19 protein-coding genes and 3 CRISPR repeat arrays are annotated in these 26,957 nt (G+C 70.0%); of the genes, 2 read left to right on the top strand and 17 right to left on the bottom strand.

What is annotated here, in order from left to right:
- Window positions 1-304: 304 nt before the first annotated feature.
- The gene (locus tag ABD223_RS22085; protein WP_344038354.1) at window positions 305-1,381 is read left to right on the top strand and encodes an integrase core domain-containing protein; all 1,077 of its coding nucleotides are present in this window, start codon (window positions 305-307) and stop codon (window positions 1,379-1,381) included.
- A 178-nt stretch (window positions 1,382-1,559) separates the two neighbouring features.
- Here ABD223_RS22085 and ABD223_RS22080 read toward each other — a convergent pair whose 3' ends face one another.
- Entirely contained in the window at window positions 1,560-4,160 is a 2,601-nt protein-coding gene (locus ABD223_RS22080; RefSeq protein ID WP_344038261.1) for an NACHT domain-containing protein, read from the bottom strand.
- A gap of 245 nt (window positions 4,161-4,405) precedes the next feature.
- Window positions 4,406-4,859: a CRISPR direct-repeat array (repeat unit 28 nt).
- Window positions 4,860-5,077: 218 nt separating this feature from the next.
- On the opposite strand from ABD223_RS22080, the gene ABD223_RS22075 reads away from it, so the two are divergent.
- Window positions 5,078-6,148: an integrase core domain-containing protein gene (locus ABD223_RS22075; RefSeq protein ID WP_344038260.1), complete on the top strand. Its 1,071-nt coding sequence runs from the start codon at window positions 5,078-5,080 to the stop codon at window positions 6,146-6,148.
- A gap of 30 nt (window positions 6,149-6,178) precedes the next feature.
- Window positions 6,179-6,939: a CRISPR direct-repeat array (repeat unit 28 nt; unit sequence CTCGACCCCGCGCACGCGGGGGTGTTCC).
- A gap of 287 nt (window positions 6,940-7,226) precedes the next feature.
- Here the strand turns inward: ABD223_RS22075 and cas2e are convergent.
- The 16 genes from cas2e to ABD223_RS21995 all read right to left on the bottom strand — a co-directional run bounded on the left by cas2e (window position 7,227) and on the right by ABD223_RS21995 (window position 26,747).
- Entirely contained in the window at window positions 7,227-7,505 is a 279-nt protein-coding gene (gene cas2e / locus ABD223_RS22070) for a type I-E CRISPR-associated endoribonuclease Cas2e (protein WP_344038259.1), read from the bottom strand.
- Window positions 7,502-8,497 (bottom strand): type I-E CRISPR-associated endonuclease Cas1e, encoded by a 996-nt coding sequence (gene cas1e, locus ABD223_RS22065; RefSeq protein WP_344038353.1) that lies wholly within the window; start codon window positions 8,495-8,497, stop codon window positions 7,502-7,504. Before cas1e ends, cas2e begins: the two co-directional genes overlap by 4 nt.
- 1 nt (window position 8,498) lies before the next feature.
- Window positions 8,499-9,269 (bottom strand): type I-E CRISPR-associated protein Cas6/Cse3/CasE, encoded by a 771-nt coding sequence (gene cas6e, locus ABD223_RS22060; protein WP_344038258.1) that lies wholly within the window; start codon window positions 9,267-9,269, stop codon window positions 8,499-8,501.
- A 4-nt stretch (window positions 9,270-9,273) separates the two neighbouring features.
- Window positions 9,274-10,185, bottom strand: coding sequence for a type I-E CRISPR-associated protein Cas5/CasD (cas5e, locus tag ABD223_RS22055; RefSeq protein ID WP_344038257.1), 912 nt, complete (start codon window positions 10,183-10,185; stop codon window positions 9,274-9,276).
- Complete coding sequence (gene cas7e, locus ABD223_RS22050; protein WP_344038256.1) at window positions 10,182-11,315, bottom strand: type I-E CRISPR-associated protein Cas7/Cse4/CasC; 1,134 nt, start codon at window positions 11,313-11,315, stop codon at window positions 10,182-10,184. Before cas7e ends, cas5e begins: the two co-directional genes overlap by 4 nt.
- 56 nt (window positions 11,316-11,371) lie before the next feature.
- Window positions 11,372-11,944, bottom strand: a complete 573-nt coding sequence (casB, locus tag ABD223_RS22045; protein WP_344038255.1) for a type I-E CRISPR-associated protein Cse2/CasB — start codon at window positions 11,942-11,944, stop codon at window positions 11,372-11,374.
- A gap of 1 nt (window position 11,945) precedes the next feature.
- Window positions 11,946-13,700, bottom strand: a complete 1,755-nt coding sequence (gene casA, locus ABD223_RS22040) for a type I-E CRISPR-associated protein Cse1/CasA (RefSeq protein ID WP_344038254.1) — start codon at window positions 13,698-13,700, stop codon at window positions 11,946-11,948.
- Window positions 13,701-13,963: 263 nt separating this feature from the next.
- Window positions 13,964-16,936, bottom strand: a complete 2,973-nt coding sequence (gene cas3 / locus ABD223_RS22035) for a CRISPR-associated helicase Cas3' (RefSeq protein ID WP_344038253.1) — start codon at window positions 16,934-16,936, stop codon at window positions 13,964-13,966.
- A 527-nt stretch (window positions 16,937-17,463) separates the two neighbouring features.
- A CRISPR array of direct repeats spans window positions 17,464-18,712; the repeat unit is 28 nt; unit sequence GGAACACCCCCGCGTGCGCGGGGTCGAG.
- 316 nt (window positions 18,713-19,028) lie between these two features.
- Window positions 19,029-20,228 (bottom strand): tyrosine-type recombinase/integrase, encoded by a 1,200-nt coding sequence (locus ABD223_RS22030; protein ID WP_344038252.1) that lies wholly within the window; start codon window positions 20,226-20,228, stop codon window positions 19,029-19,031.
- Window positions 20,229-20,291: 63 nt separating this feature from the next.
- A complete protein-coding gene (locus tag ABD223_RS22025) occupies window positions 20,292-20,672 on the bottom strand; it encodes a helix-turn-helix domain-containing protein (RefSeq protein ID WP_344038251.1) in 381 nt (126 codons plus the stop codon).
- Window positions 20,669-21,571: a deazapurine DNA modification protein DpdA family protein gene (locus ABD223_RS22020; RefSeq protein ID WP_344038249.1), complete on the bottom strand. Its 903-nt coding sequence runs from the start codon at window positions 21,569-21,571 to the stop codon at window positions 20,669-20,671. The genes ABD223_RS22025 and ABD223_RS22020 overlap by 4 nt, the downstream gene beginning before the upstream one ends.
- Window positions 21,568-22,059 (bottom strand): VUT family protein, encoded by a 492-nt coding sequence (locus ABD223_RS22015; RefSeq protein ID WP_344038248.1) that lies wholly within the window; start codon window positions 22,057-22,059, stop codon window positions 21,568-21,570. The genes ABD223_RS22020 and ABD223_RS22015 overlap by 4 nt, the downstream gene beginning before the upstream one ends.
- Window positions 22,060-22,163: 104 nt before the next feature.
- On the bottom strand, window positions 22,164-23,117 hold the full coding sequence (locus ABD223_RS22010; protein WP_344038247.1) for a hypothetical protein: 954 nt from the start codon (window positions 23,115-23,117) through the stop codon (window positions 22,164-22,166).
- On the bottom strand, window positions 23,114-24,400 hold the full coding sequence (locus ABD223_RS22005; RefSeq protein ID WP_344038246.1) for a DNA cytosine methyltransferase: 1,287 nt from the start codon (window positions 24,398-24,400) through the stop codon (window positions 23,114-23,116). The genes ABD223_RS22010 and ABD223_RS22005 overlap by 4 nt, the downstream gene beginning before the upstream one ends.
- A gap of 62 nt (window positions 24,401-24,462) precedes the next feature.
- On the bottom strand, window positions 24,463-25,680 hold the full coding sequence (locus ABD223_RS22000; RefSeq protein WP_344038245.1) for a TRM11 family SAM-dependent methyltransferase: 1,218 nt from the start codon (window positions 25,678-25,680) through the stop codon (window positions 24,463-24,465).
- Complete coding sequence (locus ABD223_RS21995) at window positions 25,677-26,747, bottom strand: hypothetical protein (RefSeq protein WP_344038244.1); 1,071 nt, start codon at window positions 26,745-26,747, stop codon at window positions 25,677-25,679. Before ABD223_RS21995 ends, ABD223_RS22000 begins: the two co-directional genes overlap by 4 nt.
- Window positions 26,748-26,957: the final 210 nt, after the last annotated feature.

Here is a 26,957-nt window from a genome sequence, read left to right as displayed (position 1 = left end):
CCAGCGCGGAGACCAAGGCGCGGGAGAACCGCGAGAAGGCCCGCCGCCTGGACGAGATCGAGGCCGCGAACAAGACCGACGCGGAGAAGGCCGCCGAACGCGCCACTGCTGCCGAAGCCCAGCTCGCCGCGCTGCGGCGCACGACCGTGGACGCGGAGATCCGCGCCGCCGCCTCCGGCTGGGCCGACCCGACCGACGCGCCGCGCTACCTGGACGACCGGGACCGCTACCTTGTGCCGCTCTAAAAGTCATCGTCGCTGGTAGAGCAAGGCCGCCACAGTGTTGCGACCATCTACGGGTGATCATGTCCTTGCTGTACAAGGTGACCCGAAAGCTGTTGTCGGTCCCGTCGGTGCTGCTGCGCGGTGAGGCGGCGAAGGACGCCGAGCTGCTCGTGTTGCGGCACGAGAACGCGGTCCTTCGTCGGCAACTGACGGGTCCGGTCCGCTACGAGCCCGCGGACCGGTTCTGGTTCGCCGCCCTCGCCGGGCTGGTGGATCGTCGACGGTGGCGGGAGGTCTTCCCGGTCATGCCGGGCACCCTGCTCGCCTGGCACCGCAGACTCGTGGCCCGCAAGTGGGACTACAGCGCGCGGCGACGCATCGGGCGCCCACCGACCCGGACGGCGGTCAAGTCGCTCGTACTGCGGCTCGCCAGGGAGAATCCACGATGGGGACACCGCCGGATCCAGGGTGAGTTGGCCCGCCTCGGCCACCACATCGCCCACTCGACGGTCTGGCGGATCCTGCACGACGCGGGCATCGACCCGGCACCCCGCCGCACCGGCCCGACCTGGCGGCAGTTCCTCACCGCCCAGGCCCAGGGCATCATCGCGGCGGACTTCCTCCACCTCGACACCGTGCTCGGCACACGCCTCTACACCCTGGCGTTCCTCGAACACGGCACCAGACGCCTGCACATCACCGGCGTCACCGCCCACCCGACCCAGGAGTGGACGACACAGCAGGCCAGAAACCTCACCGCCGACCTCGGACACCGGACGGAGTCCTTGCGCTTCCTGCTCCGCGACCGCGACGGCAAGTACAGCCAGACGTTCGACACCATCTTCCAGGCCGACGACCTGCGCGTGATCAAGAGCGCGCCGCAGGCACCCCGGATGAACGCCCACTGCGAACGGGTCATCGGCACCATCCGACGCGAACTTCTCGACCACATCCTCATCACAGGAGAAACCCACGCACGACAGGTCCTCAAGACCTACGAAGACCACTACAACCGACACCGACCCCACCAAGCCCGCGACCAACTACCACCCGAGACCCAGCAGCACCCTGCCGCAGAACACGACCTCGACACCCACAGAGTGCTCCGCACCCGCATCCTCGGCGGCCTCATCAACGAATACAGACATGCCGCTTGACCAGCAGCGATGACTTTTCGAGCGGCACAAGTTCAAGTTATGCCAACCCTGTTGCGGCACAACGAACTCTCCCGAATTCGCTCCCTCCTGCTCGGTCAATTGACTCAAATCAAGCGCTCTGTCGACGCGAGCGGCGCAAGGACAACCCAGCTCACGGTCGTCATCGCGGAGTGTTGCTTCAACCAGCCGATCTTTCGTCTACAAGCCGGTCTTGCAGGCGAGGGTGCTTGAACTGGTACAGCGTGCCCACGGTGCGCAGCACGCGGAGGTCGCGCTCCACCTCGAGCGAGGAAACGCCGCGGATCCGGATGCCTTGCAGCCTCAGTTGCAGGCACACCAGTGTCGTCCGCCACGCATCGCAGGAACCGATGCCGAGGCTGAGTCCCACCATGACCGTGATCGCCGAGAAGGTGATCGCCCCGGCCAACGGTCCGTGGACCACCCCCTGCTTCAACCCTAGCGGCACGCCTAGGGCCAACCCGCAAGTGAGACCGAAGGTGATGGCGCGTTTCACGTCCTGGACCCATGCCACATACGGATCCGTGGCGGTCTGCATGGACGGACGGCCGAAGCCGACCATGACCCCGAAGACGAACGTCATCGTCAAGCCCGCGCCGATACCCTGCCGCGGCCCGTCGGTGAACCCGTAAGCCAGTCCGATGGGCAGTCCGCCCGCGAGACCCGACAGCGGGTGGAACCGGCTCGCGAGCGATCGCCACCGCGAGCGATCGCCCGTCCGTAGCGGAGCCGCAGCGCCGGTCGGCCCGCGCCAGATCACCACGCCCGCACTGAGGCCCGCCAGGACCCCGAGGCCCCACTGCGTCTGGTTCCCGACCGCGATGACCGTGGCGACCCCGGTGGTCACCGCCGCGCCAAGGCTGAACGCTGCAGTGTTGCCGCTCGTCTTGGCGAACCGGCGGGAATGGCGCAGTTCGGACATGAGACCGGTCAGCAGGCCGAACACCAGGCCGATCGCGGACAGGTAGACGAGGCCGAAAGTGGCGCCGGTGGATCCGTCGACCATGTACCTGCCATGCGGTCCGAACATCATCGGCCCGAACACCGCGCCCAGGACCACTCCGATGACCGCGGGAACGCTCACGCGAACCGCACGCTCGTGCCACCGCTTCACCCACCGGTGGATCTGCCACCAGGCGAGGTCGCGGGTGTTGTCCTGTTCCAGCATCCGCGCCGCGACGAAGGTCAGCAGCGCCCGGTGCTCACCGGTCCCGACGGAGCGGTCGAGCAGCGCGTTCTCCACCTCCTCCCGAACGTTGAACCTGCCCGGCGTCAGCAGGTCTCGAACGAGGTCCGCGTCGGTGTGGTCACGCAACAGGGTCAAGGTGAGCGGGGAGTCGAGGGCCTGCGCGACGACGCTGTCCGGGTGCTCGCGCAGGTGAGCGGTCAGCTGTGTCCACTGCGGTGCGGCGTCGTCGCGGTTCAGCCCGTCGAGGTAATCGGCTGCGTCCGCGGCCGGGACCGGCAACAATTCGAGTGCCGCAGCCGCGTGCACGTGCTCGCCGGTGACCACCGCGTCGGCGAACTCCCTCGTCCGGGTCGCCAGCACCAGGCGGAATGTCGACGGCTTGCGGATGTCGTCCAGCGCCGCCGCACGCAACCGCGGGTCCATCTCGTCGAACCCGTCCAGGAACAGCGCGACTCCACCGCTTTTGACGAGTTGGGTGGCCATGCTGTCGCCGAACTGCTCGGCGCGCAGGAACGGGTGGTCCACGGCCAACCGTTCGGCCAGCCACTCCCCCAGCCGTTGATCGTCCGGGTCCCACCCGCTCGTGGTGAACAGCACCGGCACCGGCACCGCCGCCCGCTGCTGCGCCGCCAACCCCGCCCGGTGGGCCAACGCTTCGATCAGCGTCAGGATCGTGGCGGCCGATTTCCCGGAACCCGCGTCGCCGAGGATCACGGTGCGCCCGCCGTCGACTCCCGCGTACACGGAAAACAGGTCCCGCAGTCCACCGGACCACAAGCCCGCCGGACCGATCGCGCTCACCCCGGGCAGCAGCGGGAACAGCGGTCTTCGCCGCGGCGGGTCGTTCGCGACGACCCCCACCGTGCTGGTCATGCCCTTCGCCCAGTGCCAGCGGATGGGCACCGGCATCGGAACGCGGAGCCTCCTGTGGTCGGCCTCTGCGGCCCACTGGCTCGTCACCTCGATCGCCAGCCGGTCGGCCGCCACCGCGAGCCCGGCGTTCAGCAGCGGCGGGCTCGGCGGCTCAGCCAGTTTGGCCAGCACGTCTCCCGGCGTGGTGAACGCGGCGTACGCCCTCCTGATGTCGGCATGGCCGTCCAGGAAGCGACAGATCTGGTCGTAGTGCCACAACGCCCAATCGTGTAACCCCATCAACGAGGCGACGGACCTAAGCGTCTCTTTGACTTTGTCGATGCCGCCCGAGCCGGGTACGGCCGAGAGGACCACGTTCGTCGCGAAGATCATGTACTTCGGCCTGCGGGTGTTGCCGAACTCACCGCGGCGTCGGTTGAGCCACTGCTTGGCTTCAGCATTGATTTCAGCGCACAACCACGTGGCGTTCGCCGCAGGGTCACGTGGACGCTGGTGAAACTTGGCCTGGAGGACTCCGTACCCCTCCCAGGGCGCATCCGGCTCGGGATAGTGCGTCCTCCCGTCAAAGGTCGCTTCCCGGCCACCGTCGCGGCCGTCACCGAACACTTCCACCTTCGCACCGAGGATCCGAAGCGCCAAGGCTTGGACGAGGTGCTCGAACTCCCGCGTGCTAAGCCTCGTCAAGTCGTAGTCCACCATGCCATCTTGCCGTATGAGGCATGCACGCCTTCATGCGCTGTGCACGGCGCTGTCGCTGGTCGGACGGTCAGACACATGCCAGCAGTGGCGTTCTTGACTCGAATCAAGTGGCGCACCGAGCCGTGCCATCCCCCGGCGCGGGCTTGTGAGACCGTAGGCGTGTTCGGGTACAGCGACGGGAAGTTGTGAAAATCGAAGTGAATGAGAAACGCCGTTACGGTTCGTAAAGCTGCCGGTCGCGAAGCCTCGACCCCGCGCACGCGGGGATGGTCCCTTGTCGGCGGTGCGCTGGCGGGACCGGCGATGCTCGACCCCGCGCACGCGGGGATGGTCCAGGTGCTCATATTCGCCCTTCCGGTTAGCGAATCTCGACCCCGCGCACGCGGGGATGGTCCACGGCTGGCAGCGTCGCCCAGGGGATCCTGGAACTCGACCCCGCGCACGCGGGGATGGTCCCTCGCGGAGCGAGTAGACCCGCGGGGAGCCGTCCTCGACCCCGCGCACGCGGGGATGGTCCGCCGTCGGAGAACGGGCCGGGCGGCACCTGTGCCTCGACCCCGCGCACGCGGGGATGGTCCCCGGTCAGCGATCTCCAGGCGGCGCGCGGCCAGCTCGACCCCGCGCACGCGGGGATGGTCCGGGGGCCCGTGGAGTCCGACCTCCCCTGGGTGCTCGACCCCGCGCACGCGGGGATGGTCCCGGGGTCGATAAGGACTCCCTGTGGATCCCGCGCTCGACCCGCGCACGCGGGGGTGTTCCGGTGGCGACGGCACGCCGAGACCACCACGGGTGCTCGACCCCGCGCACGCGGGGGTGTTCCCGACCCGCCGCGGGCCTGTGGGGTGTCAGAACTCTGCACTGGGATGCTGAGCTGCGACGATCGCGCACGCAGGACCTCGAGGGCAGGATCGTGAGGTGTGGCGTTACGACTGCTGTACCTGATCTTCGTCCGGCTCGGCGACTGGCTGGTTCTGCTCAGCCGGTCCTCCGCGGCCAAGGACGTCGAACTGCTGGTACTGCGGCACGAGGTCGCCGTGCTGCGCCGGACCAACCCCCGCCCGAGGTTGGACTGGACCGATCGTGCTGTACTCGCCGCGCTGGTTCGCCGACTCCCCCGACGGCTGCATGATCACCGGTTGGTGACACCGGGAACCGTCCTGCGATGGCACCGACGTCTGGTCGCGAAGAAGTGGACCCACCCGAACCGCACCGGTCGCCCGTCAGTCGACGATGCCATGGTGGCGTTGATCGAGCAGATGGCCCGGGAGAACGCCGCGTGGGGCTACCGCAGGATCCAGGGCGAGCTGCTCAAGCTCGGCCACCGGGTGGCCGCTTCAACGGTTCGCCGCGTGCTCAAGCGCCTGCGAATACCACCCGCACCCCGGCGCGACACCGACATGTCATGGCGACGGTTCCTCCGCGCGCAGGCCGCTAGCCTGCTGGCCTGCGACTTCTTCCACGTCGACTGCGCGTTCACCCTCAAGCGGGTTTACGTGTTCTTCGTGATGGAGGTCGCCACCCGCTACGTCCACATCCTCGGCGCCACCACCAACCCCGATGGCCCCTGGACGACCCAACAGGCTCGCAACCTGCTCATGGACCTGGGTGACCGGGCAGACGACTTCCGGTTACTCATCCGCGACCGGGCCGGACAGTTCACCACTTCGTTCGATGCGGTCCTCTCCGGCGAAGCCATCAAGGTCGTGAAGATCCCGCCACGGTGTCCACGAGCCAACTGCTACGCCGAAAGGTTCATCGGAACCGTCAGACGAGAAGTCACCGACCGCCTGCTCATCATCAACGAGCACCATCTGCGGGCCGTGCTGAACCGCTACGCGGCCCACTACAACCACCGCAGACCACACAGAGCACTGCAACTCTTGCCACCACGACCGAACCAGCCGATCCCAGAACCGGGCCACATCTCGCTACGCCGCCGACCAGTCCTCGGCGGCCTGATCAACGAGTACGAACCCACTGCCGCCTAACCACAGGTCAGACCATGTAGCCAGCTTTTGACACCCCACAGCGCACGCGGGGGTGTTCCCACGTCGACCGGCACACCGGACGCCTGCGCGGACTCGACCCCGCGCACGCGGGGGTGTTCCCTCGGTGAGCACGTCGCGACGGTTCTGGTTCAACTCGACCCCGCGCACGCGGGGGTGTTCCGGCGATCGGCATGATGGCCAGGGAGCCGGCGGCCTCGACCCCGCGCACGCGGGGGTGTTCCCCGGGCCGCCCGCCACCACGACCGCTACCCCGACTCGACCCCGCGCACGCGGGGGTGTTCCGCCCACCGGCTGGCCCGCCACCCTGCCCCGCGACTCGACCCCGCGCACGCGGGGGTGTTCCGCCCACCGGCTGGCCCGCCACCCTGCCCCGCGACTCGACCCCGCGCACGCGGGGGTGTTCCGCCATCCTCGGCGGACCGCATGGTCGGGGTGAGCTCGACCCCGCGCACGCGGGGGTGTTCCCTGTTCCACGTAGCGGTGAACCGCCGGGTTGTCCTCGACCCCGCGCACGCGGGGGTGTTCCTGCGGGCGCTCGGCGAACTGGTCGGCCCGCACGCTCGACCCCGCGCACGCGGGGGTGTTCCCGCGCCGGCCAGCGCTGTGACGAGCCCCCCGATCTCGACCCCGCGCACGCGGGGGTGTTCCGCAGGCCCGAGGTGCGGGACCAGGTGTAGACCGCTCGACCCCGCGCACGCGGGGGTGTTCCGCCATTGCCGAACAGGTCGGGGTCTTCCTGCAGCTCGACCCTGCGCACGCGGGGGTGTTCCCAGGTTCCGATCACCCCGTCCGGGAATTGCGCCGCGACCCCGCGCACATGGGAGCGTTCTCCGTGCCCCGCCGGTCGTCCTGGCCCCGTGGCGTTCGTCTCCGCGTGCGCGGGGTCCAGGTGCACGGGGCTTTTCAGGAGCGACCCACGCGGCATAGCACCCTCAAGCGCGCGAGGTCCAGGCTTCATGACCTACAGTTCTACGAACCGTAACACCGTTTCTCATTCACTGTTGTTTACTCGGGTTGCGGTAGGTAGGTAGGTAGGTAGGTAGGTAGGGCATGGGTTTCATCGGCGTAGGCGGGCGGACAGGACGAGGCCGTCGTAGTCGACGGGGTACCAGCGGTCGCGGCCGGCGGTGCGGACGGTCCAGCCTTGTTCGTTGTCGGCGGGTTCGGTCATGACGGCTTGGCCGTCGCGGATGCGGTCGGAGAGCAGTTCCCAGAGGCGTTCGCGGACGCGGCGGCTGGGGGTGCCGACGAAGATGCCGGCGGAGACTTCGACCATCCAGCGGGTGAGGTGGCCGCGGAGTCCTTCGGGTGCGGCGATGAGGACGATGACGGTCAAAAGTCCACCTTCGCGGGTGGGGTGTCGTCGAACTCGGGGCCGATGACGACCATGTGTTCGCCGAGTGAGGTGTCGGTGTCGGCCGACCAGTTGACGCCGCCGGAGACGGCACCGAGTTCCTCGTCCCAGAGTTCGTGGGGGTCGTGGTCGAGCAGTTCTTGGCCGTCGGGGAGGAGGAGGTGTTTGACGTCGCGGACGATGCGGTGCAGGAGTTGTGTTTCGACGATGCGGTCGCGCAGGGCGGTGCGGGCGTCGCGTTCTTCGACGAGTCCTTGGGCGGTGAGGTCGAAGGCGAGCGGGATGGTGAGTTCGGCTTTGTAGAGGTCGGCGATGTCCATGACGAAGGAGGTGGCGGAGCCGGTGTGGACGAAGCCGAGGCCGGGGCTGGCGCCGAGTCCGACGATGACGGCGTGGCAGATGCCGTAGAGGGCGGAGTTGGCGGCCGAGAGGACGCGGTTGACGTCGTCTCCTGCGGCAAAGGCGTCGCCTGCTTTGTATTCGCGGCGGGTCCAGGGAACGCCGGTGCGCTGGGAGTGGTGTTGGTAGAGCTTTTTGACGCGGGTGCCCTCCCTGCCGCGCAGTTGTTGCATGGTGAGGGTGGAGGTGTCCTCGCCGGGGAAGCGCATGGCGTACATGCGGCGGGCGACGGCGAGGCGTTCGGTGGTGCGGGTGACCAGCCAGGCTTGGCGCATGAGCAGGTGGGTGCCACGGCTGGCGCCTTGGCCGCTGGCGTACATGCGCACGCCGTGCTGGCCGACCCAGCACACGGCGGTGCCGGAGTCGCCGAGCAGGCGCATGGCGCCGTGGGTGATGCGGGTTCCGGGTCCTAACAGGACCACGGCGATCATGGCGGCGGGGACGCGGACGGTGCGTTCCTTGTTGACCAGGACGATGGCGTTGTCGTCGCGGTCGACGTGGGTGCGTTCTGCGTAGACGCTGGAGACGCGGTCGACCACGCGGTGCAGGTCATGGGGGTGGGCCTGCCACCACATGTCAGGCATCGGCGCCGCCACGGAGGGGGGCGAGGGTGAGCAGGCCGCATCCGTATGCCTTGCTGGGGCCGATGCCGCCCAGCATGGCGGTGCGCAGCTTGTCGGGGTCGGTGACGGTGAGACGGCCTTCGAAGGTGATGGCCTGCATGGTGACGGTGACCGGCTTGAGGTCGTCCTTCTTCTTGGGGATGGTGTGGCGGACGGTGTTGACGACGCGCACTTCGCGCGGGTCGGTGGTGTCGGCTGGCGGCGTCATGCCGGGTGCGGCGGTGTCGGTGCGGGAGGCGGGGATGGTGAAGCCCCATTTGTCGGTGCGGCGCAGCAGCCAGTCCAACTGGTGGGCGGTGGTGCGGTGGCCGAGGCGGAATCCGCGCGGGGGCCGGTTGTCGCCGTGGCGTTGCTGCTGGGATTTGGTGCGCTTGTCCGGGGTCATGGTGAGCTGGACGGGGTTGGCGGTGAGCCGGAACGCGAACTCCCGGCCCACGGCCAGGTGGCCCAGGGCCGGGGTGTAGTCGCGCACGAGGACCTGGTCGCCTTCGGCGTCGGGCCAGCCGGCTTGTTCGACGATGTGGGTCCAGTCGGGGCGGGTGGGGCTGAGCACGAGCAGGTCGACCCGGCGGTCGCGGGTGTCCAGGCGCCACAGGACGCGGCCCTCGCGCGGGGGTTCGGGGAAGCCGCCCATGACGGCGGCGTGCAGGGCTCGTGGGTTGCGCAGGAAGTGTTGTCCTTTGTGGCGCAGCGGGTTGAGTTGGACGCGGGACAGGTAGGTCATGCGGTCACCACCCCAGCAGTGCGAACGGGTCGTGGTCGGTGTGGCCGGCGTCGTCGGGTTCTCCGGTGGGGATGTCGACCCAGCCGTGGTGGACGGTGCGGGTGGTGCGGCTGCGGTGCTGCGGGTGGAACGACAGCGGCTGGTCGTGCGCCACGTCGGGATGCCCGGATCCGCCGGGGTCTCGGGGTTGGCCATCCGCGGTCTGTCCGTCTTGCGCGGCGGTGTCGGTGATGTCCACGGTGGTGGCCAGCGTGACGACCGCGGGGAGCTTGCCACGCCTGCGCAGTTGGTCTTTCATGTGGTCGGAGACCAGCCAGGGGGTGTTGCGCAGTGCGGCGGCCACCGTGGGCTGGGTGTGGTCGGCCAGCAGCAGGGGTTGGGTCGGCACGCACGAGCGTCGGCCCAGTGCCAGCGGGAAGGCGGGGTGGGTCAGGGCGTGGCGCAATGTGTCGATCAGGCCGCGAGGTCCTGCCACGGCGGCGAGAAAGACCGCGTCCTGCAGGTAGAACCGCTGGGTGATGTGGGTGTGTTTGACCGGTCCGGTCGGCTTCTGGGTGCCTTTGGCGTTCAGCGACGCCGACAGCAGCGGGACGCCGCGATAGTCGCTGACGGTGTGGTAGTCGCGCAGCAGGGTGCCGGGCTGGTCCACGCGCACTCCCAGCTGCAGGTCGCCGAGGTCGGTGATGGAGTCGGTGCGGGAGCGTCCCTGGGCGGCGGCCAGCAGGCCGATGATGCCGGACTTGGTGGGGCGATCGGCGGTCTCGCGACGGTTGAACGCGCTGGCGTGGCCCCACGACTGGATGGGGGCGGCCAGGCGCATCAACAGCACCGCGGTGTCGGCCGGCTCCGTCTCCGCGACGTGGGATGCCTGTCGTTCGGAGGTGTTCGTGTCGGGCGGGGTGGGGTGGGTGGTCATCGCGTGGTGTCCCCGGACAGCCAGTCGGTGGTGAACCGCTTGAGCTCGGTCAGCAGCTCGGGGAAGGGGCGGGAGGCGCCGAACGCGGTGTCCAGCCCTTCTGCGGTGCCGTTGTAACACGCCAGGGTGCGGACAGGGGTCTGCCCCCAGTTCCGGGTGGCGTTGCCGAGTTCGGCGGCCAGGCGGGTCATCGATTCCTCCAGCACGCCGGAGCGGGAGTGGACCGGCTTCTCGAACGCGGACACCAGGTTGACCGGCTGGTCCTCGCGGGCGACGACCACCACGAGGCTGGGCAGAGTGCGGTGGGCGAAGGAGTTGCCGTGCCCGGAGGGGATGGAGCGGGCGAAGCAGTCCACGAACAGCTCCACCGCCTCCGGCACACCGCCGACGCCGCCGAGGTTGGTCTCCAGCTGCGCCAGGCCGAGGGTGGCGTAGCGGTAGAGGGTGGCGGAGTTGAACTCGATGGTGCCGATCATCCCGGCGCCGGTTTCCGCGCGGGTGTTCTCGTCGTCGACCGCGGTGTAGTAGTCGAACTCGATCTCCACGGGGTGGGTGGACAGGGCGTGGGCGACCTGGCAGGCGGCGTCGACGTTGAGGTTGGGGATGTCGGCGACCATGCGCCCGAACAGCGCCACGTCCACCGGGTGCCCGGCGCCCAGGATCGCCTTGACGTCGACTTCCTCGACGGCCTTGTTCAGCGCCTCGTCGTCCAGCCCGGCCAGCTCGCCGAGGCGGTCCTGCACCGCGCCGGCGATGGCGTCGAGCTGGGGATAGCCGAAGAACAGCAAGTAGGAGGTCTGTTCGGCGTTCTTCTTGCTGGGTTTGATGCCCAGCGGCTTGAGCAGGGCGTTGCTGATGCGGGCGGCGTCCTCGGCCGATGCGCCGTGCGCCTCGGTCAGCCGCTTGGCCAGCAGGCTCGAGATCTGCTTGGTGCGGGTGGCCAGGTCGGCTTTGGGGACCCGGTCGGCGAAGGCGGTGCGGGTGGCGCGCTTCCACGCCTGAGAGGACACCCGCGCACGGCGCGCACCGCCGTAAATGGCCTGCTTGGGGCTCCCGGCATCGTCCCTGTTCAAATTCGACGGAGGCACGGTCTGCAGCACGTGGACGTCGAGGTAACGGTTGTCGGGCACGGCGTTGCTCCAAGGGGTATTCGAAGAACGGTCGGAAATCGAAGTGGACGTCCCGGTCAGGCGGGCTGCTGTTCGTCGGCCTCGGTGGCCTGCCAGGTGTAGAACTGCATGCCCCAGCGCCGTCGTACCCGCGCCGGGCCGTCCGGGAAGGACCAGTCGAGCAGATCGCGCCACAGACGCGTGTAGTCCAACGCAATGCCGTGGGACCGCAGTTGGGTGATCAGGCCTCGTAGGTGGGCGACGAGTTCGTTGACGCTGGTGGAGGTGGCTGCGGCGTTGAACCGTCGGGTGACGGCCACGTCGCTGACGCCTTCCTGCCTGCTCAGTCGGAGCAGTGCGGTTCCCAAGCCCACGCCCGGGCAGTGCATGGGCGTGCGTCGGGACTGCTGGTGCAGCCCGTACAAGCTCAACGCCGCGTGCTCGGCGGCCAGGCGGGGCGAGTTCTCCCCGTTGACGATGGCCTCGTAGAACCGCCACATCTGCGGCACCGTGCCGGCGGGTTTGCCCAGCCCTCGGCGCAGGGCGGCCAGCTCGTCCCCCGGCGGCATGCGGTCCTTGCGGCTCCACTGACCTTTGTCGTCGGTGTACTTCTCCCAGTACCACGGGTGTCGGCGGTCGGATTCGGTCATGTCAACTCCCCTGGTCGGGATCGGAGTCGGGGCGGCGGAACACCGCGGCCGCCAGCGGCAGGATCCGGGCGATCTTCGCGCGGAACGACAGCTCGGCCCGGGGTGAGCAGTGCGTCAGTTCCTTGCCGCTGCGGGTGTCGCTCACTCCGGTGAACTGGCGCGGCGAGGCGTCACGCAACAGCGGCTCGACGACGTCGAACGCAGCCCGCCACGCCACTTGCTCCCATGCCGTGCACACCGCCTCCACCGCCTCGTGGTCGCTGCGGACCTGCAACTTCTCCAGCAGTCGGCGTGTGGCGGGATCCAGGGCGTGCAGCAGCCTATCGCCGGGCCGCTGTCCCTTGTCCCACGGCAGTGGTTCCGATCCGGCGGCACGCCGCAGGTCGGCCGACAACAGGTTCGTGGCCCGTGCGAGCTGGTCGGCCTGTTCGGCGATCCGGATCACCGCGTCCCGAACGGCCACTTCCGTCAGGGCCGCCGCGGGCAACGGGATCGCATCGGCGATGACGTTCTCCACCACCGCGGACTGGTTGCCGTACTCGACCCCGACGGTGACCACCTGCAGGGGGTAGTCCTGGTCGAGCACCTCGGCCAGCGCTTCGAGTTGGCGGCTGGTCTGTGCCTTGGCGCTGCCCTCGCCGAGGGCGAGCAGCGCATCCAGGCCCCGCCACGCCGCCCGCCCGGAGGCATGGCGTCGCGGCCTCAACGGCGAGGCCCCTTTCTTGGGCTTGGGATCGACGTTCCACACGGTGTGCGGCTCGAACAGCGGCGTCCGCTCCAGCCGATCCCCGGCCGCCACCACCACCGAGGTCACCCGGATGCCCTCCGCTGTGTCCGTGGTGTGCAGGCGGACCCGCCGCGCCTGCCACGTCAACAGCTCCCTGAGCCCACCGGCCTGCGACGACGTCCACGTCGACGACCACGGCTCACGACGCCACTGCGGAACATCCTTTTCGGACAGACCATCGTAGATGATCGGCACGTTCAGCATGATCGTTTCAGCCAGCGAACGCCCCACCGGCACGACCATCCCCAGCTGTCCCAGCGGACCGGTCGGATTGCCGGTGGTCTTCCCGGCCTTGGCCTGCGGATCACCGACCGCTCCGCTCTTGATCGCCGCGGTGTCCCAGCACTGCGCGTGCAGCAGCCACCGTGCCGCCTCCGCCGGTCGCAACGGCAGCGGATCATCACCGGTCCTGCCGGAGAACAACGGCACGTTGTTGCCCGAGGCGATCGACGGAATCAGCAACGACGTCGACTTCGTGTCGCCGTTGGCCGTGCGCAGCCCGGCGACCTGGGCGAAAGGCCGCTCGGGGTGGAACAACCCGAAGGACTCCCGGTGCTCGGCGAAGTACCGGAGCAACGCCTCGCGCCTGGCCGTGGCCCACTCGTCCCGGACGCGGCCCTCGGCGGCCAGGCGCTCATCGCTCCACCACAGCGAGCCGTCGGTGAAAGCCCGCATCCACCGCTTCCACTCCCCCGCCGACCGGGGCACCCCCAAGGCGTCCAGCACCAGCGGCAGCAGGAACTGCCGCAGCAACACCGGCAGCATCGTCGGGACGTCCACGACCAACTGCTGGATCTCGGTCGACCGCAGGATCGCGTCCCGCCCTGAAACCTCGATACGGGAACCCTCGATCCGCACCGGAATCCAAGGATCATCCAGAAGGTTCATCCTCCCCCTTCTCCTGTCTCGGACGGCCCGTCGAGCCGATCCGACGCCGCTCTCGCCGTTGACGCCCTCGAAGGCACACATCCACCGCGTCGGCGAACGAAGCCACCGCCGTCGCGTCACCACGTGAGGCGAGCCGGAAGGCGATGACGACCACGAGGCACCTGAAGATCAACGCCAACAGTCCCGCCGTGACCAACGAGCCGACCACCGCCACCACGCCCACCTCCGGCTACGACTGCGAAGCACTCACCACGGAAGAACACTCCGAGATGAGGCTAGCAGATCATTGAAGTAGCTTACGCTAGCTCCTAGCCAGGCCGCGTCGTGGTCGTACCAGCTGGCGATTAACCTGGTGACAGGTCGACGCGGCTGGTTGTCCCTGTGATCAGGGGTCTCCCCTGGCTGACGCTGGCTCGGGAGCTGGTTCGGGAGTCGTCCCCGCTGGGCGGGGTTTGCCGCGTCGACCCCTTCCCGACCCGTCGGACGGTCAGCCCGAGGTGATGGTCGTAGGACACGAGCCGGTCGCCGAGCTCGGCCACCCCGTCGTGGTCCTCCGGCAGGACGAGGGCCCGGGTGTGTTTGAGCCAGGGGTGACGGTTCCACTCCGACAAGGGCTTGAGTTGGGCGAGGGCTGCGGTGGTCAGGCTCGCGGGCAGGCGCACGGTCCCGGCGACGACGTCTTCGAGCGATTCGGGACCGCGTTCACCGTGCATGCCCAGTCGTACACCTCGGTAGGTGCTGTAGCCGTGCTTGCCGTGTCGCAGCAGGACCACTTCGACCGATTCCTCGCCGTCGCGGACGAGGGCGTCCAAGCGTGTCTGTTCCTCGGCGCCGGCGACGTGGGCGTAGTGCAGTCCGGCCAGGGTGGGGGTCGACCACTGGCCGTGGGCGGACAACAGGTACTGGCCGGCTGTCGTGGCTCGTGCGTGCTCGCTGTGCTGCCAGCCGGTCCTCGCGGCTTGTTCATCCTGCGGCCACGGAGTGCCGGTTCCTTCGGACGTGGAGTACACCGCCTCGACCAGGGTGGGTACGTCGGCGGGGATCGACCAGGGCTTGCCCTGCTCGGCGTCCAGGACGAGGGCGGCGGTGCGCAGCAGCAGGTAGCGGCCGTAGATGGCTTCGCTGCTGCCCAGGAAGCCCGGCGCGGTGACACCGCGGGCGTCGAAACCGGTGATCACGGCCTGCGGATCGGCCAGCTTCGCCGGCCTGCCGCGCCGGTCGTGGCGGTGCAGGCGGCCGATTCGCTGGAGCAGCAGGTCCACGGGGGCGAGGTCGGAGATCAACAGGTCGGCGTCGACGTCGAAGGACTGCTCGGCGAGCTGGGTGGCGACCAGGATCATCCGCTCCGGTCTTCTCGGGCCGTCTCGGCGGGGCGCGCCGAGCAGGTCCAGGCACTCCTGGGTGCGGGTGGCGCGGGGCTCGACGGCAAGCCGGCCGTGCAGCAGCCGAACGTCCTCGCCGAAGCTGCGGACCAGCCACCGGTAGGTCTCCTGCGCGCGCTGCACGTCGTTGCGGATGACCAGCGCACAGCCGCCGTCGGACAGGCGGTCGCGCAGCAGGGCCGTGAGCTCGTCGAACTCCCCTTCGCCCGCGTTCGTTTCGGTCAGGGTCCGCACGTGAACGGGCTGCGAGGTCCGCCACCCCTCGGAAGGCGTCGCCTGCACCGGCGGCTCATCGTGGACGCAGGCGGTGGTGGTGTTGGGGTAGCCCGTGACACTCGGCGGCGAAGACGGTGTGGCGGCCTCCCCGGTACGGGCGCCGGTCAGGTACGCATCGAGGAGTTCCCGGCGCTGGTGAGCCGGCAGCGTGGCCGACAAGAGGATGACCGGAACACGGGCCTGCCCCAACCAGCGCAGCGCCTCGTGCAGGAACTGGGACATGTACACGTCGGCAGCGTGCACCTCGTCCAGGATGACGACCTTGCCCAGCAGCCCCGCCATACGCAGCATCACGTGCTTGGTGCAGGTGGCGGCGTGCAGCAGTTGGTCGACGGTGCCGATCACGATCGGTGCCAACAAGCCCCTCAACCGCCCCAACAGCCACTGCGCGGGCCCCGAAGGATCCGCTTGGCCGCCGTCGAATCCGTAATCGTCGGTCGACATGCCGAACTCGTCCTCGCCGACGCCGCGGAACCAGTCGTCCGGGTCTCCGCCACCGGCCTCGACCATCTTCTTCCACTCGGCGTTGAAGTCCCGTTTGCCGTGCAACAGCACGACATGATCCTCAAGTCCAGGCGACACCCCGGCCACCCACCTGCGCACGCGGGTGAACATCGGGTCGCAGGTCGCCTGCGTCGGCATGCCCACGAACACACCGTCGGCGCCGAACCTGGTCGCCAGCACCTCCGCCGCCGCCAACGCCGCCTCGGTCTTGCCCTCTCCCATCGGCGCCTCGCCGATCAGCAGGCCCGGAGCCGGCATACACCGGGCGCGTTCGACCAGATCACGTTGGAAAGGCCGGGCCGGACACCCGAAACGGGCCGCGACCACGTCTCCTTCGACGGCGTTCAACCGTCCCCATCCACCGCGCAGCCGCAGCGCCTGCCATGCCTTCCCGGCCCGTTCGCGCGCCGAGGACATGCTCACCGCGCCGAGATCGTCGATACCGACGAAGTGCCGCTCGTCGCTGGCGATCCAGTCCGCCATGACGACCAGACCGCTCAGCTGCAACTGCTCGGCGCGGGTCGGCGCCTCCACCGGCTCTACCGATGCGAGGTCGGAAAAACCCACCGCCCGCGTGAACACCTCGACCACCGCGCGCTGCACCCGTGACCAACCCTCGCCGCGACCCTGTCCCTCACCCCGCGACTTGGGACCGCAGACCTGACGGTGGCTCGGGAAGATCCCGTGGTGGCCCCCGATCAACGGCCAGACCCACTCCACGCTGTCACCGGCCCACCCGGCTTCGGCCAGCCTGTCCATCGCCAAGCGGGCACCGGCCCGGTCGTGCCGCCAGCCCATACCGGGCCGCACCGCCGCAGACCAGGACAACCCCGTTGCCCTCACTCGCGAGGCGCCCTCGTCATCCAAGACCTGGAACGCCGGTGTCGCCTTCCCGCAGTCGTGGATACCGCACAACCACGCGAAGAACATCCGCCCGCGTCCGCCGGACACCCGGTCCAGCAACTCCTTGGTCGACCGGGCGAGAAAGTGATCCCAGATCATCTCGGCGACCGCAGCCGTGTCGAAAAGATGGGACAAGACCAGGTTCACGGTTCCGCCCGCATTTTTGCGGGACTTGCCCCACAGCGCTCCCAACCGAACGCAGGTCTCGGAGTCATACCCCAAGCCAGCGGCGATGGCGGCGGCGCCGACCACTCTCTACCCCCTCGACCACGGCAACACATCAAGAGCACACGCCGCAGGACTACAGCACCAACAGCGCTTCACACGCGGAGCATCTTCTGCGCGCCCGAACGCACGAACGATCAAATCAGAAGATGTTCACCCAATCGAGTTACACGGCGAGCGCGTTACACCCCGAGAGACAGAATATTGTGATCGTTCCTCATGTAAACGGCCATGACCGTCATCTATTCGCGGCCAACGACAAGCAACAGGATCGGGTATCGAGCGGCGCGGCACAGCTGGCCACCCGTGAGCGCATGCGCAACCAAGACCAAGTAGACCGCTTGTCCATCCCACTAAGCACACCTCGCACCACAAGGTGCCAGTGGGAACAGGGCAGGTCTGCCATGACGGAAGTCGGCCCACCACGGGATGCCAACCACTTACCCAAGCATGAGGCCCGGATCGCCTACTCCGGACTTATCGTGATCGAAACAATCCCGCATCCCAGGTACGCGGCTCGAGTCCTCCACCACACCAGCTGAGGCAGGACACAATGGAACACCCCGCGTGCGCGGGGTCGAGCCCTGGTAGCCGACAATCCCGAGGATCTCCAGCGGAACACCCCCGCGTGCGCGGGGTCGAGGACTCCCACTCGCAGTACATCCGGGTGCACGACGGAACACCCCCGCGTGCGCGGGGTCGAGCGGCTGCATGGCAGGGCCCTGTCTGGCGAACAGGGAACACCCCCGCGTGCGCGGGGTCGAGGTCGAACCGGATGCTCCCGGTCACGTCGCCGGCGGAACACCCCCGCGTGCGCGGGGTCGAGGGGGCCGTGGTGGGAGAAGCCGGAGTGGCGGGAGGAAGACCCCCGCGTGCGCGGGGTCGAGCCCGCGACCGTGACGTGCTCCCCGGGTCTGTAGGGAACACCCCCGCGTGCGCGGGGTCGAGTGGTCGCCCACCGGCGGCGGCGTCCGGTTCTGGGGAACACCCCCGCGTGCGCGGGGTCGAGATCCTGGGACAGGGACGGCCGGTGATCGTCAGGGGAACACCCCCGCGTGCGCGGGGTCGAGTGCCGAGCAGGAACTCCATGGCAGCTGTCCATCGGAACACCCCCGCGTGCGCGGGGTCGAGCCCGTGCAGCGGTTCGTCGACGTGCCCCTGCCCGGAACACCCCCGCGTGCGCGGGGTCGAGCAGCAGGGGGTGGGGCAACCCCATCTAATGGGGGGAACACCCCCGCGTGCGCGGGGTCGAGACCACCGAAGCCCTGTCGGTGACCGACGCCGTGGGAACACCCCCGCGTGCGCGGGGTCGAGATGGAGTTGTTCTTCAGGTTGACCGAGTCGAGCGGAACACCCCCGCGTGCGCGGGGTCGAGGGATGGCGTTCGCTGTCGCTACTTTACCGCCACGGAACACCCCCGCGTGCGCGGGGTCGAGGGCACCATTACCCGCGAGATCCTGCAACCGGCCGGAACACCCCCGCGTGCGCGGGGTCGAGCCAACGCGCGCTGGAACTCCGGCCACCACATGGGGAACACCCCCGCGTGCGCGGGGTCGAGCACTCCCCGCGTGCGGACCGGGTGCGCCGGCGCGGAACACCCCCGCGTGCGCGGGGTCGAGAAGGGCGGCCGCGGCTACGACGAGGTGGAGAACGGAACACCCCCGCGTGCGCGGGGTCGAGGTCGGGACGCTCGCCGTGCATCATCGCCTCGGTGGGAACACCCCCGCGTGCGCGGGGTCGAGTGGCCACGCCGGACTACACCCGGATCCGTGAGGGGAACACCCCCGCGTGCGCGGGGTCGAGGCTTCGCGACCAGCAGGTTTACGAACCGAAACAGTGTTTCTCATTCACTCCATTTCTGTCGGTCGCTCGTTCCCAGAGTTGCATGCGTCCACGGTCTCATACGCTGGTGGCGATGCTGAGCACGGTGGCGCACAGCCCCGTGTCCTGCCCCTGCGCCCGCCCTCGGCAACGGGTGGGCACCGGCCCTGGGCCGTGGAGTTGACCGTCATTCGAATCTTGTGACGGTGTCCGGCGTGACCGCCCTCTACGTCGCCAGCGTCCTGCGGGGTGTCTTCCGGGAAGGCGGTGGAGCTGGCGGGCAGTGGGCTGCATGTCATCAGGCTTCGGGCAGTCCCGGCGGGGACCATGGGGTATTGACGGGGCTGGTCGTGAGGTGGAACCCGGCGAGGGCGTCGGTCCATCGTTTCTGCAGGCAGTTGAGGAGTCGGGTTTCGACTTCGGGGGCGACGTGGGAGTAGATCTCCTGGATCTTGTCGGGGAGTTTGTGGCCGAGTCGGCGGGCTTGGGCGACTTCGGGCAGGCCATCGGCGATGAGCCAGGTTTTGTGGCTGTGGCGGAAGCCGTGGAAGGTCAGGCCGGGTTTGACCGGGTCCAGGCGGATGGCGGGGTTGTGGCGGTGGCGGTTGCCGTCGGCCGCGGGGCGCATGGCGCGGCGGGAGTGGTTGGAGCGGCGCAGCAGCTGGTGGTCGGCGGTGACGAAGACGTGGGGGTGGTCATGGGTGTCGAGGTGGTGGCGCAGCAGGTCGATCAGGAACGGGGGCAGGGTGATGGTGCGGGCGGACTCGGGGGTTTTGGGTGGGCCGAGTTCGAGCCGGCCGTCGACTTCGTGGAGGGAGCCGATGTCGGGGTCGACGACCAGGCAGCCGTCGTCGAGGTGGGTGTTGATGCGTTGCAGGCCGGCGAGTTCGCCCCAGCGGGCGCCGGTCCAGGCGGCGGTGATGTCCAGGACGCCGGCCCAGTTGCCGACCAGGCGGGCGGCTTGCAGGGCGATGTGCAGGACTTGTTCGGGGGTGGCCCAGAGGCGTTCGGGTGTGCGGGTGCGGTTGCGGCGTCCGCGTCGGCGGGGGCGGACGGGGTTGGTGGGGATGAGGCCTTCGTCGGCGGCGTCGGCGAGCATCATCGTGAGCAGCTTGACGATGGTCTTCACGGTGCTCACCGCCAGGCCTCGGGCGCGGAGTTGGTTGGCCCAGGTGTGCACCGCGAGGTTGCCGATGGCCTCGACGGGGTTGGTGCCCCAGCGGGGCAGGAGGTGGTTGCGGGTCAGGCTGAGGTATTGGGCGCGGGTGGTTCTGGCGACGTCGATGGAGTCGAACCACAGCTCGGCCCACTGGGCCATTGGCATCCGTCCGGCGGCAGGGTCGGGGTGGCCTGCGCCGCGTTGTGCCTTGTTGATGCTGTCGGCTTTGTCCTGGGCGGCGTCCTTGGAGGTGAAGCCGGACAGGGAGGCCAGGGCGCCGTCGTCGCGTTGGTAGCGGACGCGCCACAGGTCTTTTCCCGCTGGCTCGACGTAGGCCACGATCGTCTCCGGTGCTGTTCGGCGGTGCTGACGGACATATGGACGCGTGGTGTTCGGAGACAATCAAGCGCGTCGTGAAAGGCGACCGGTGTGGGTGAACGCCCTTGTCGGGGTCTGCGGTGTCCGCTTGGCCGCCTCGGCGATCTGGTCGATGTCGTCGCGGGCGAAGCGCAGGTGCTTGCCCAGGAAGCGGCACGGCACCGCGCGGGCGGCGGCACGGCGGCGCAGCCAGGACGGTCGGACCTGCAACATCGCCGCGGCCTGTTCCGGGGTGTAGAGCACCACGTCGGTGTGGTCCAGGATGGATCGCTCCGGGACGGTTGGGGTGTCGGCGTACGTCGAGGGTTCAGCGGAGGGTATTCCGATGGCCTGGTCCTCTGTGGAACGGGATGTGGTGATGCCGCGGCGGCGCAGTCGCCCCAGTGGGCGTCGTGTGTCGTTCATGCGGTGGCCCTTCTGGAGTGGTTCGGGTGCGGTCGGACCGGCCGGCGACCGGTGGTAGGTCGGGACGCCGGTCTGCCAGTTGGTGCCGTGGCAGGTCGCGGTCCGGTGGGTCTGGTTGTCGTGGTCCGGGTGGAGTTCGTGCGTCTCGGGTGGTCGGCTGCGGGCGGGGAGAGCGCGTGTTGGAGGCGGTCGTGCCAGCGCAGGGCGAAGGGCAGGCAGTTGGATTCGCTGCGGTGGCTCGGCGTGCAGCCGGGGGTGTAGCGGCCGTGCAGGCTCCAGGCGGCGGAGTCGCTGGAGGTGATGACGTCGGCGTAGCGGGCCAGGCCGAGGGCCTTGGCGCCGAAGGTGTGCAGGCGGTAGCCGCGGGCGGCCAGCGAGCGGACGATCTGTTCGACCTCGGCGGTGTGCTGGCGGCGGCAGACGCTGCCTACCCCGACGCGCGGGAGTGCGGCCAGGTCGATGTCGTGGTGTTCGTAGAGGTCGGCGCAGCGGTGGTAGTCGGTGATGGACTGTCCTTGCAGGACGGGGATGATGGGCAGGTCGGGTGCCAGGTCGCGCAGCCGGAGGTAGTTGGTGACGGTGCGGTGTTGGTGGGTGCGCAGGTTCGCCCCGGTGCGGGCCAGGACGTGGGGTTCGGTCATCCAGTCCTGGGGTGCGGCCCAGTCGAGCCGGCCGATCTCGGTGGCGTAGCGGCGCACCGCCGCGGCGTAGGCGGCCGGGGTGGTGCGCCACCGGCCGTGCAGGGACAGCTCGGTGAACCCGCCCGAATCCAGCGCCCACGGATCGGTGGCACGCGGGAGGCTGCGGCGGTCGGCCAGGCGGCGGTGGCTGACCAGCAGCGGCACGCCGAGGTCGCGGGCCAGCCAGGACGGCTGGTGGGTGCCCAGGTAGAACTTCACGGCCGTCCTGCCCGACGTGCGGCACCCGTGGCGTACAGGACGGTCAGGCTGAGGAGGGTGGCTACCGCTTTGCCTGCGATCTGGCCGGGCACGGCGGCGGGTCCACCGAAAGCCAGTGGGACGAACAGCAGGCTGTCGACCACGACCCCCGCCGCGTTGGACCCCGCGACCGCACCCAACCGGCCGCGGTGGCGCAGTCGTGCGTAGACCAGGGTGTCGAGGGCCTCGGAGACGGTGAAGGCCACCACACACGCCAACGCAATCCGGGGCGAGGCCAGCGCAGCGGACACCGCGGTCCCGGCCAGGATGCCCACGACGACTCCGGGTGGTCCGAGCGCCTCGTGCAGCAGGTCGCGAGCGGTCAGGCAGGCTCCGGCGAACACCGTGCCCGCCGGCACCAACAGCCCACCGAAGGACAGCGGCGGCCAGTGCGCTGAGGCGATGTTGGCCGCGACGAGCAGGAGCAGGTACCCAATTGACGTCGCCACCCCTTGGACCACGGGCCGCCATGGAGCCGGGCGCGATGTCGGCCTCGTCGCGGCGGAGGTGTCCTTCGAGGACGTGTCCGTCGCCGCCCTCGGTGGCGTTGCGCTCATGCCGCGCTCTCCCCGGGCCCGGTGTGCGGCGCCGGGTCGGTGACCGGTTCGCCGGAACGGCAAGACCACGGCGAGCAGCCGTCCGGGTCATCGTCCTCGTCACCCTCGGGCTCGGCCGTGACCAGGCGCAGATGCCGCTTGCCCCTCGCGGGCACGTCGAGGTCGACCTGGTCCAGCGGAAGGCAGGAGCGGTGCAGGAAGTACTGCCCGCGCAACTGCTGTCCTCGACCGGTGGCATGGGGGTAGCCGTGGCGGATGGCGCGGTCGAACTCGACCGCCTCGGCCCACCCGTGCGGGTCGTGGTCGCGTACCCAGCGCCAGCCCGCGTTGCCGTGGAACGGGCACCCGACGCAGGCCGACTTCACCGTCTGCCCGAAGCCCCGCTCGGCGAGGTACTCCAGACACTTCGCCCGGTCGAAGCCGAGGTTGATCAGCGGGAAGACGTTGCGCAGGAACCGCAGCCCGGAGTCGCGGGCGCGGCCGATCTCGTCGATGCTGATCCCGATGGCCTGCTCGACATAGACCCCGCGTGGCACGCGGCGTGGGTGCGGGTAGCCCAGCAGTGCGCGGGCGGTCTTCTTCAACGGGATGATCTTGTATTCGCTGGTGCACTGGCGACGGGCGAGCCCGCGGGTGCCGTCGGGGTTGAGGGTGTGCAGGGGCATGGAGACGAAGCGGTGCTTCGGGTCGAGGGCGTCGGTGCGGATGTTGCCGCCCGTGACCCGGTGCACCGGGATGCCGTTGCGTTCGGCGTGGGCGGTCAGGCGGTCGAGGTTGGTGTAGACGGCGCGTGGTTCCCAGCCGGTGTCGGCGAACAGCGCGGCGTCGAAGCTCGGGATTTCGCCTTCGCAGGCCAGCAGCAGCACGGTGGTGCTCTGCACTCCGGCGCCCAGGGACAGCAGTCGCAGGGCGGGTCCGCGATCGGGCGCCGCCGGGTTTCGTGCGGTCATGCCGCGAGCACCTCCTTGCCGGCCGGGGGCCGGGGGTCGGTGTGGCGAAGTTCGGCGAGGTCGTCGAGCAGCAGGGACACCGCGTGGGCGGCCTGCTGGGGGACCACGCCGTTGCCCAGTGCCCGCAGCTGCGCGGTGCGGGGCAGGGGGAGGTCGGTGACCCATCCGGGAGGCAGGCCCATGAGGTGCTCGACGAAGGCGGGTGCGAGCACCGGGCGGCCGTGGTTGCCGGGCTGGGTCGGGTGCGGCGTCGGACGGCCGAGCACGGTTTCCCAGCGGTGGATCGCCGGCTGGTAGACACCCCAGTCCACCGTCTCGGACGACGGCTGGACGGTCGCCTCGCCGGCGGAGCCGCCGGTCGGGTCGGGCGCGGCTACGAGGTGGTCTTTCCTGCCCGGCCCCTGGTCGGGGTGAGCAGCCGGATGACTGCCGAGGGCAGCATCAGGTCGCCCTTGGAGCCTCGTTGCGCGGGGCAACCTTTCGTGCCGTCGGTGGCGCGTGGTGTGGGCAGCAACGCCTCCGGCGCGACCAGCGGGAGCACCTGCTGCGACAGCGGCGGACGGAATCCCCGCCCGGCCTTGCGGCCCGCCGTTCCGGTGTCCGAGGCCCTGGGGGTCGGCAGCAGCCGGAGCTCGTCCTGCGGCGTCGGGCCACCCTGTCCGCTCGCGGCCGTGGTGCCGTTGGACGAGCCGTCGTGCGCGGCTGGCGTCCCCGTCTCCGCGACCGGGCCGGGGCACGCGGGGCCAGGCGAGCAGGAACACGCGTTCGCGGCGGTGGGCTGCTCCGATGTCGGAGGCGCGGACGCTACGCCATGCCGCGTCGTACCCCGCTTCGGCCAGGTCGCCGAGTACGCGGTGGAGGCCGCCGTTGCGCCAGCGAAGCGCGGCGACGTTCTCCACGACGACGAGCGCTGGTCGTAGTAGGCGAAGGCCTGCCACGATGTCGACCCAGAGACCACTGCGGCCTCCCTTCTCGATGCCGGCGCGCTTCCCGGCGGCGGAGATGTCCTGGCACGGGAATCCGGCGACGAGCACGTCGACCGGCTCGACCGCAGGCCAGTCGATGTGCCGCAGATCGCCGAGGTTGGCAACGCCCGGCATCCGGGCGGCGAGGATCTGGGCGATGTGCGGGTCGGGGTCGGCGACCCAGGCGATCCGGCCGCCACCGAGTGCGGTCAGCACGCCGAGGTCCAGGCCGCCGCAGCCGGTGCACAGCGATCCCACGACCGGACCGGCCTCGGCGTTGGAGGGGCCTCGCCCCGGCCCCGGCGTCACCGCCGGCACCGGGGCGAGAGCGAGCGGACGTGCCGCCCGCGCACGAGGCGAGCGGGGTGAACGGTGCCCGGTCATGCCGCCCGGCCTCGCCGCGCGGGACCGTCATCGAGGTGGTCGGCGGACCGTGTCGAACGGAACTGCCCGAGGTCGGTCACGCTCGCCGAGGACCCGCCTGTGGTCTTGTGCAGGGCGGTGCGGAAGACGAGGACGTCCTCGTGGGCGATCAGGTGCAGCGGTAGTCCGGCTTCGCGTTGTTTGCGGATGAAGTCGCGTTGGAAGAACGAGCCGCGGGTGACCAGGTCGGTGTCGGCGGCGCGGGCGAGCAGGGCGACGTCGCGTTCGACCGGGACGAGTCCGGCGGTGCATCCGCAGGCCAGGATCTGGGAGGGCAGGTCGATCAGCTCGGCGTGCTCGCGCCAGGGGCGGATGGTGATGACGACGTGCCCGCCCGGCTTGAGGAAGGTGCGCAGGGCGGCGAGGATGCGGGTGAAGCCGGCCAGCAGGCGGTGGTGGCCGATGTTGGCGAGGTTGCCGCGGTCGAGGGTGTTGCCGTAGAGGTGGTGGTACTTCTGCACCCCGGCACCGGGCGCGACCGCGACCTGTCCGTGTGTGGAGGGTCCGTAGGGCGGGGAGGTCACGACCAGCGCCGCCTGCCCGACGTACTCGGGCGGGAGCAGGGTGAGCAGTTGGCGGGCGTCGCCGTGGAAGACCCGCGCGTCGTGGTCGACGCCCTGCGCCGTGGCGAGGTCGAGGTTCGCGCGGGCGACGTCGACCCAGTGCGGCTCGTACTCCACGCCCACCGCGCGGCGTCCGAGTCGGACGGCTTCGACGAGGGTGGTGCCGATGCCGCACATCGGGTCGAGCACCAACTCGCCCGGCTCGGTGTAGTGGGCGACGGCGTGCCGGACGACCTCGGGCAGCATTTTGGCCGGGTGCGCGGTCGACTCCGGGACGTAGGTGTTCTTGCGCTGGGTGGCCGGGGACGCCTGCGCGGTGGTCCACACCGAGACCGCGGGCGACTCGGACCGGTCCTCGCGCAGGCCGCCCGACGTCGTGTCCACCGGGCCGTCCGCAGGGGCGGTCGGGGTGTCGAGTGCGGTGATCAGGGCGCGCGGGATGTGCAGGGTCTGCTCGCCACCGGTCGCGTCCGTGGTGTCGGAGAAGGTGTGCGCGAGGACGTCGGCGGCGGTGCCGCCGGCCGGTCGGTTGGTGTGGTCGTGGGTCACGGGGATGCCCTCCTGGCGGTGTGGTCCGGGCTGGATGCGCCGGGCAGTGCGCGGGGCGCTCATCGGAGATCTCCATCCCGGGAAGGCCCGTCCACTCGCGCCGAGGGCGGCGGTTGGTGGTCGTGCGGCTGGGCGAAGACCAGGACATCGGAGTGGATGCGCCGATGCGGCGCGGGCAGTCCGCGCACCGGTGCGCGGTGCCGCGCGTAGTCCTGCGCGTCCTCGGTGTTCGGGTGTAGGTCGGCGAGGTGGAAGCGGCCGTCGCGGACGGGGGCGTGGACGGCGACGATGTGCTGGAGGTAGAGCAGGTCGGCGTTCTGCCCGGCGGTCACCACCGCGCCGGTCGGATCGGTCAACTCCCCCGCCGTCCAGTCACAGTGCGTGAGCACGACGAGGATGCCGCCGACCCGCAGCAGGCGGGCCGCGGACAGCGCGGCCAGGTCCGCGCCGCGAGTGCCGGAGTGCTGCGGGCGCAGGTTGGCGACGACCAGATCCGCACCGCCGGAAGACGTCGAACGCTGGTGGTGCGAGCCCGGCTCGACGACGCACGCCGGCACCGTCGGACCGGATGCGTGGGCCGGGTCGGAGTCCGCGGCGAGGTCGCTGTCGGCAGGACGACGGACCGGGTCGGTCGCGGGCGTCTCGACCGGTACGTGTTCCACGCGCGCCGCCCTGTCGAGGCGTTCGACGGCGTGCACGGCATGGGTCAATCCGGTGTCCGTCCCGGTCCCGGACGGGTGGGCGAGGATGCCGTCGAGTCCCGCCGAAGCGGCCGTCGGTCGGTCCCCGCCCGGGGTCGGCCAGGTCAACAGGACGACCTGCGCGGCGGGCCGGCTGAACGAGGTGACGATCCGTTCCACCAGCGCCGTGGGCCAGGTGGCGTCGAGGTCGATCGGGTGGGAGCCCGCGGTCCAGACGGTGGCGGGAGTGGGCGTCGAGGACGAGCCGCGTGACCGCGGGTGGGCGGCGCCCGCGGTGGGCTTGCCGGGGCTGACGCGGGTGGTGGTCGGGGCGGTCGGCCAGGGGCGCCGGTCCCCGCTCCGCCGTCCACCGGGCCGGGCCGCGGTGGGGTGGTCGGCATCGGCGTGTCGTCGGGAAGGACGGCGGTCGGGATGGTCGGGTCGGGCCACGGGTGTCCCCTTCGCAGCAGCTGGCGCGCCTATCGACGTGAGGCGCTGATGTCACCCGTAAACTCCGAAATACAGACCTGCCGGGGACACGAAGCCGGTCACTTCCCGACTTTTTCACGCCCGTGCCAGAAGCGTCGGAGAGTCGTGCGCGTTGACGCATGCCCAGCAAGAGGCCTCGCCGCCGGAAGAACCTTCGCAGTTTTTCCCAGA

This window comes from Saccharothrix xinjiangensis (assembly GCF_039527585.1).
Lineage (GTDB): Bacteria > Actinomycetota > Actinomycetes > Mycobacteriales > Pseudonocardiaceae > Actinosynnema > Actinosynnema xinjiangensis.
This window is presented reverse-complemented; position numbering and strand designations above follow the sequence as displayed.

Excerpts from the sequence above, each read along its gene's own strand:
- ABD223_RS22085 (WP_344038354.1), top strand. The coding sequence starts at position 305 with ATGTCCTTGCTGTACAAGGTGACCCGAAAGCTGTTGTCGGTCCCGTCG.
- ABD223_RS22080 (WP_344038261.1), bottom strand. The coding sequence starts at position 4,160 with ATGGTGGACTACGACTTGACGAGGCTTAGCACGCGGGAGTTCGAGCAC.
- cas1e (WP_344038353.1), bottom strand. The coding sequence starts at position 8,497 with ATGTGGTGGCAGGCCCACCCCCATGACCTGCACCGCGTGGTCGACCGC.
- cas6e (WP_344038258.1), bottom strand. The coding sequence starts at position 9,269 with ATGACCTACCTGTCCCGCGTCCAACTCAACCCGCTGCGCCACAAAGGA.
- cas5e (WP_344038257.1), bottom strand. The coding sequence starts at position 10,185 with ATGACCACCCACCCCACCCCGCCCGACACGAACACCTCCGAACGACAG.
- casB (WP_344038255.1), bottom strand. The coding sequence starts at position 11,944 with ATGACCGAATCCGACCGCCGACACCCGTGGTACTGGGAGAAGTACACC.
- casA (WP_344038254.1), bottom strand. The coding sequence starts at position 13,700 with ATGTGTGCCTTCGAGGGCGTCAACGGCGAGAGCGGCGTCGGATCGGCT.
- ABD223_RS22025 (WP_344038251.1), bottom strand. The coding sequence starts at position 20,672 with ATGAACGACACACGACGCCCACTGGGGCGACTGCGCCGCCGCGGCATC.
- ABD223_RS22010 (WP_344038247.1), bottom strand. The coding sequence starts at position 23,117 with ATGACCGCACGAAACCCGGCGGCGCCCGATCGCGGACCCGCCCTGCGA.
- ABD223_RS22000 (WP_344038245.1), bottom strand. The coding sequence starts at position 25,680 with ATGAGCGCCCCGCGCACTGCCCGGCGCATCCAGCCCGGACCACACCGC.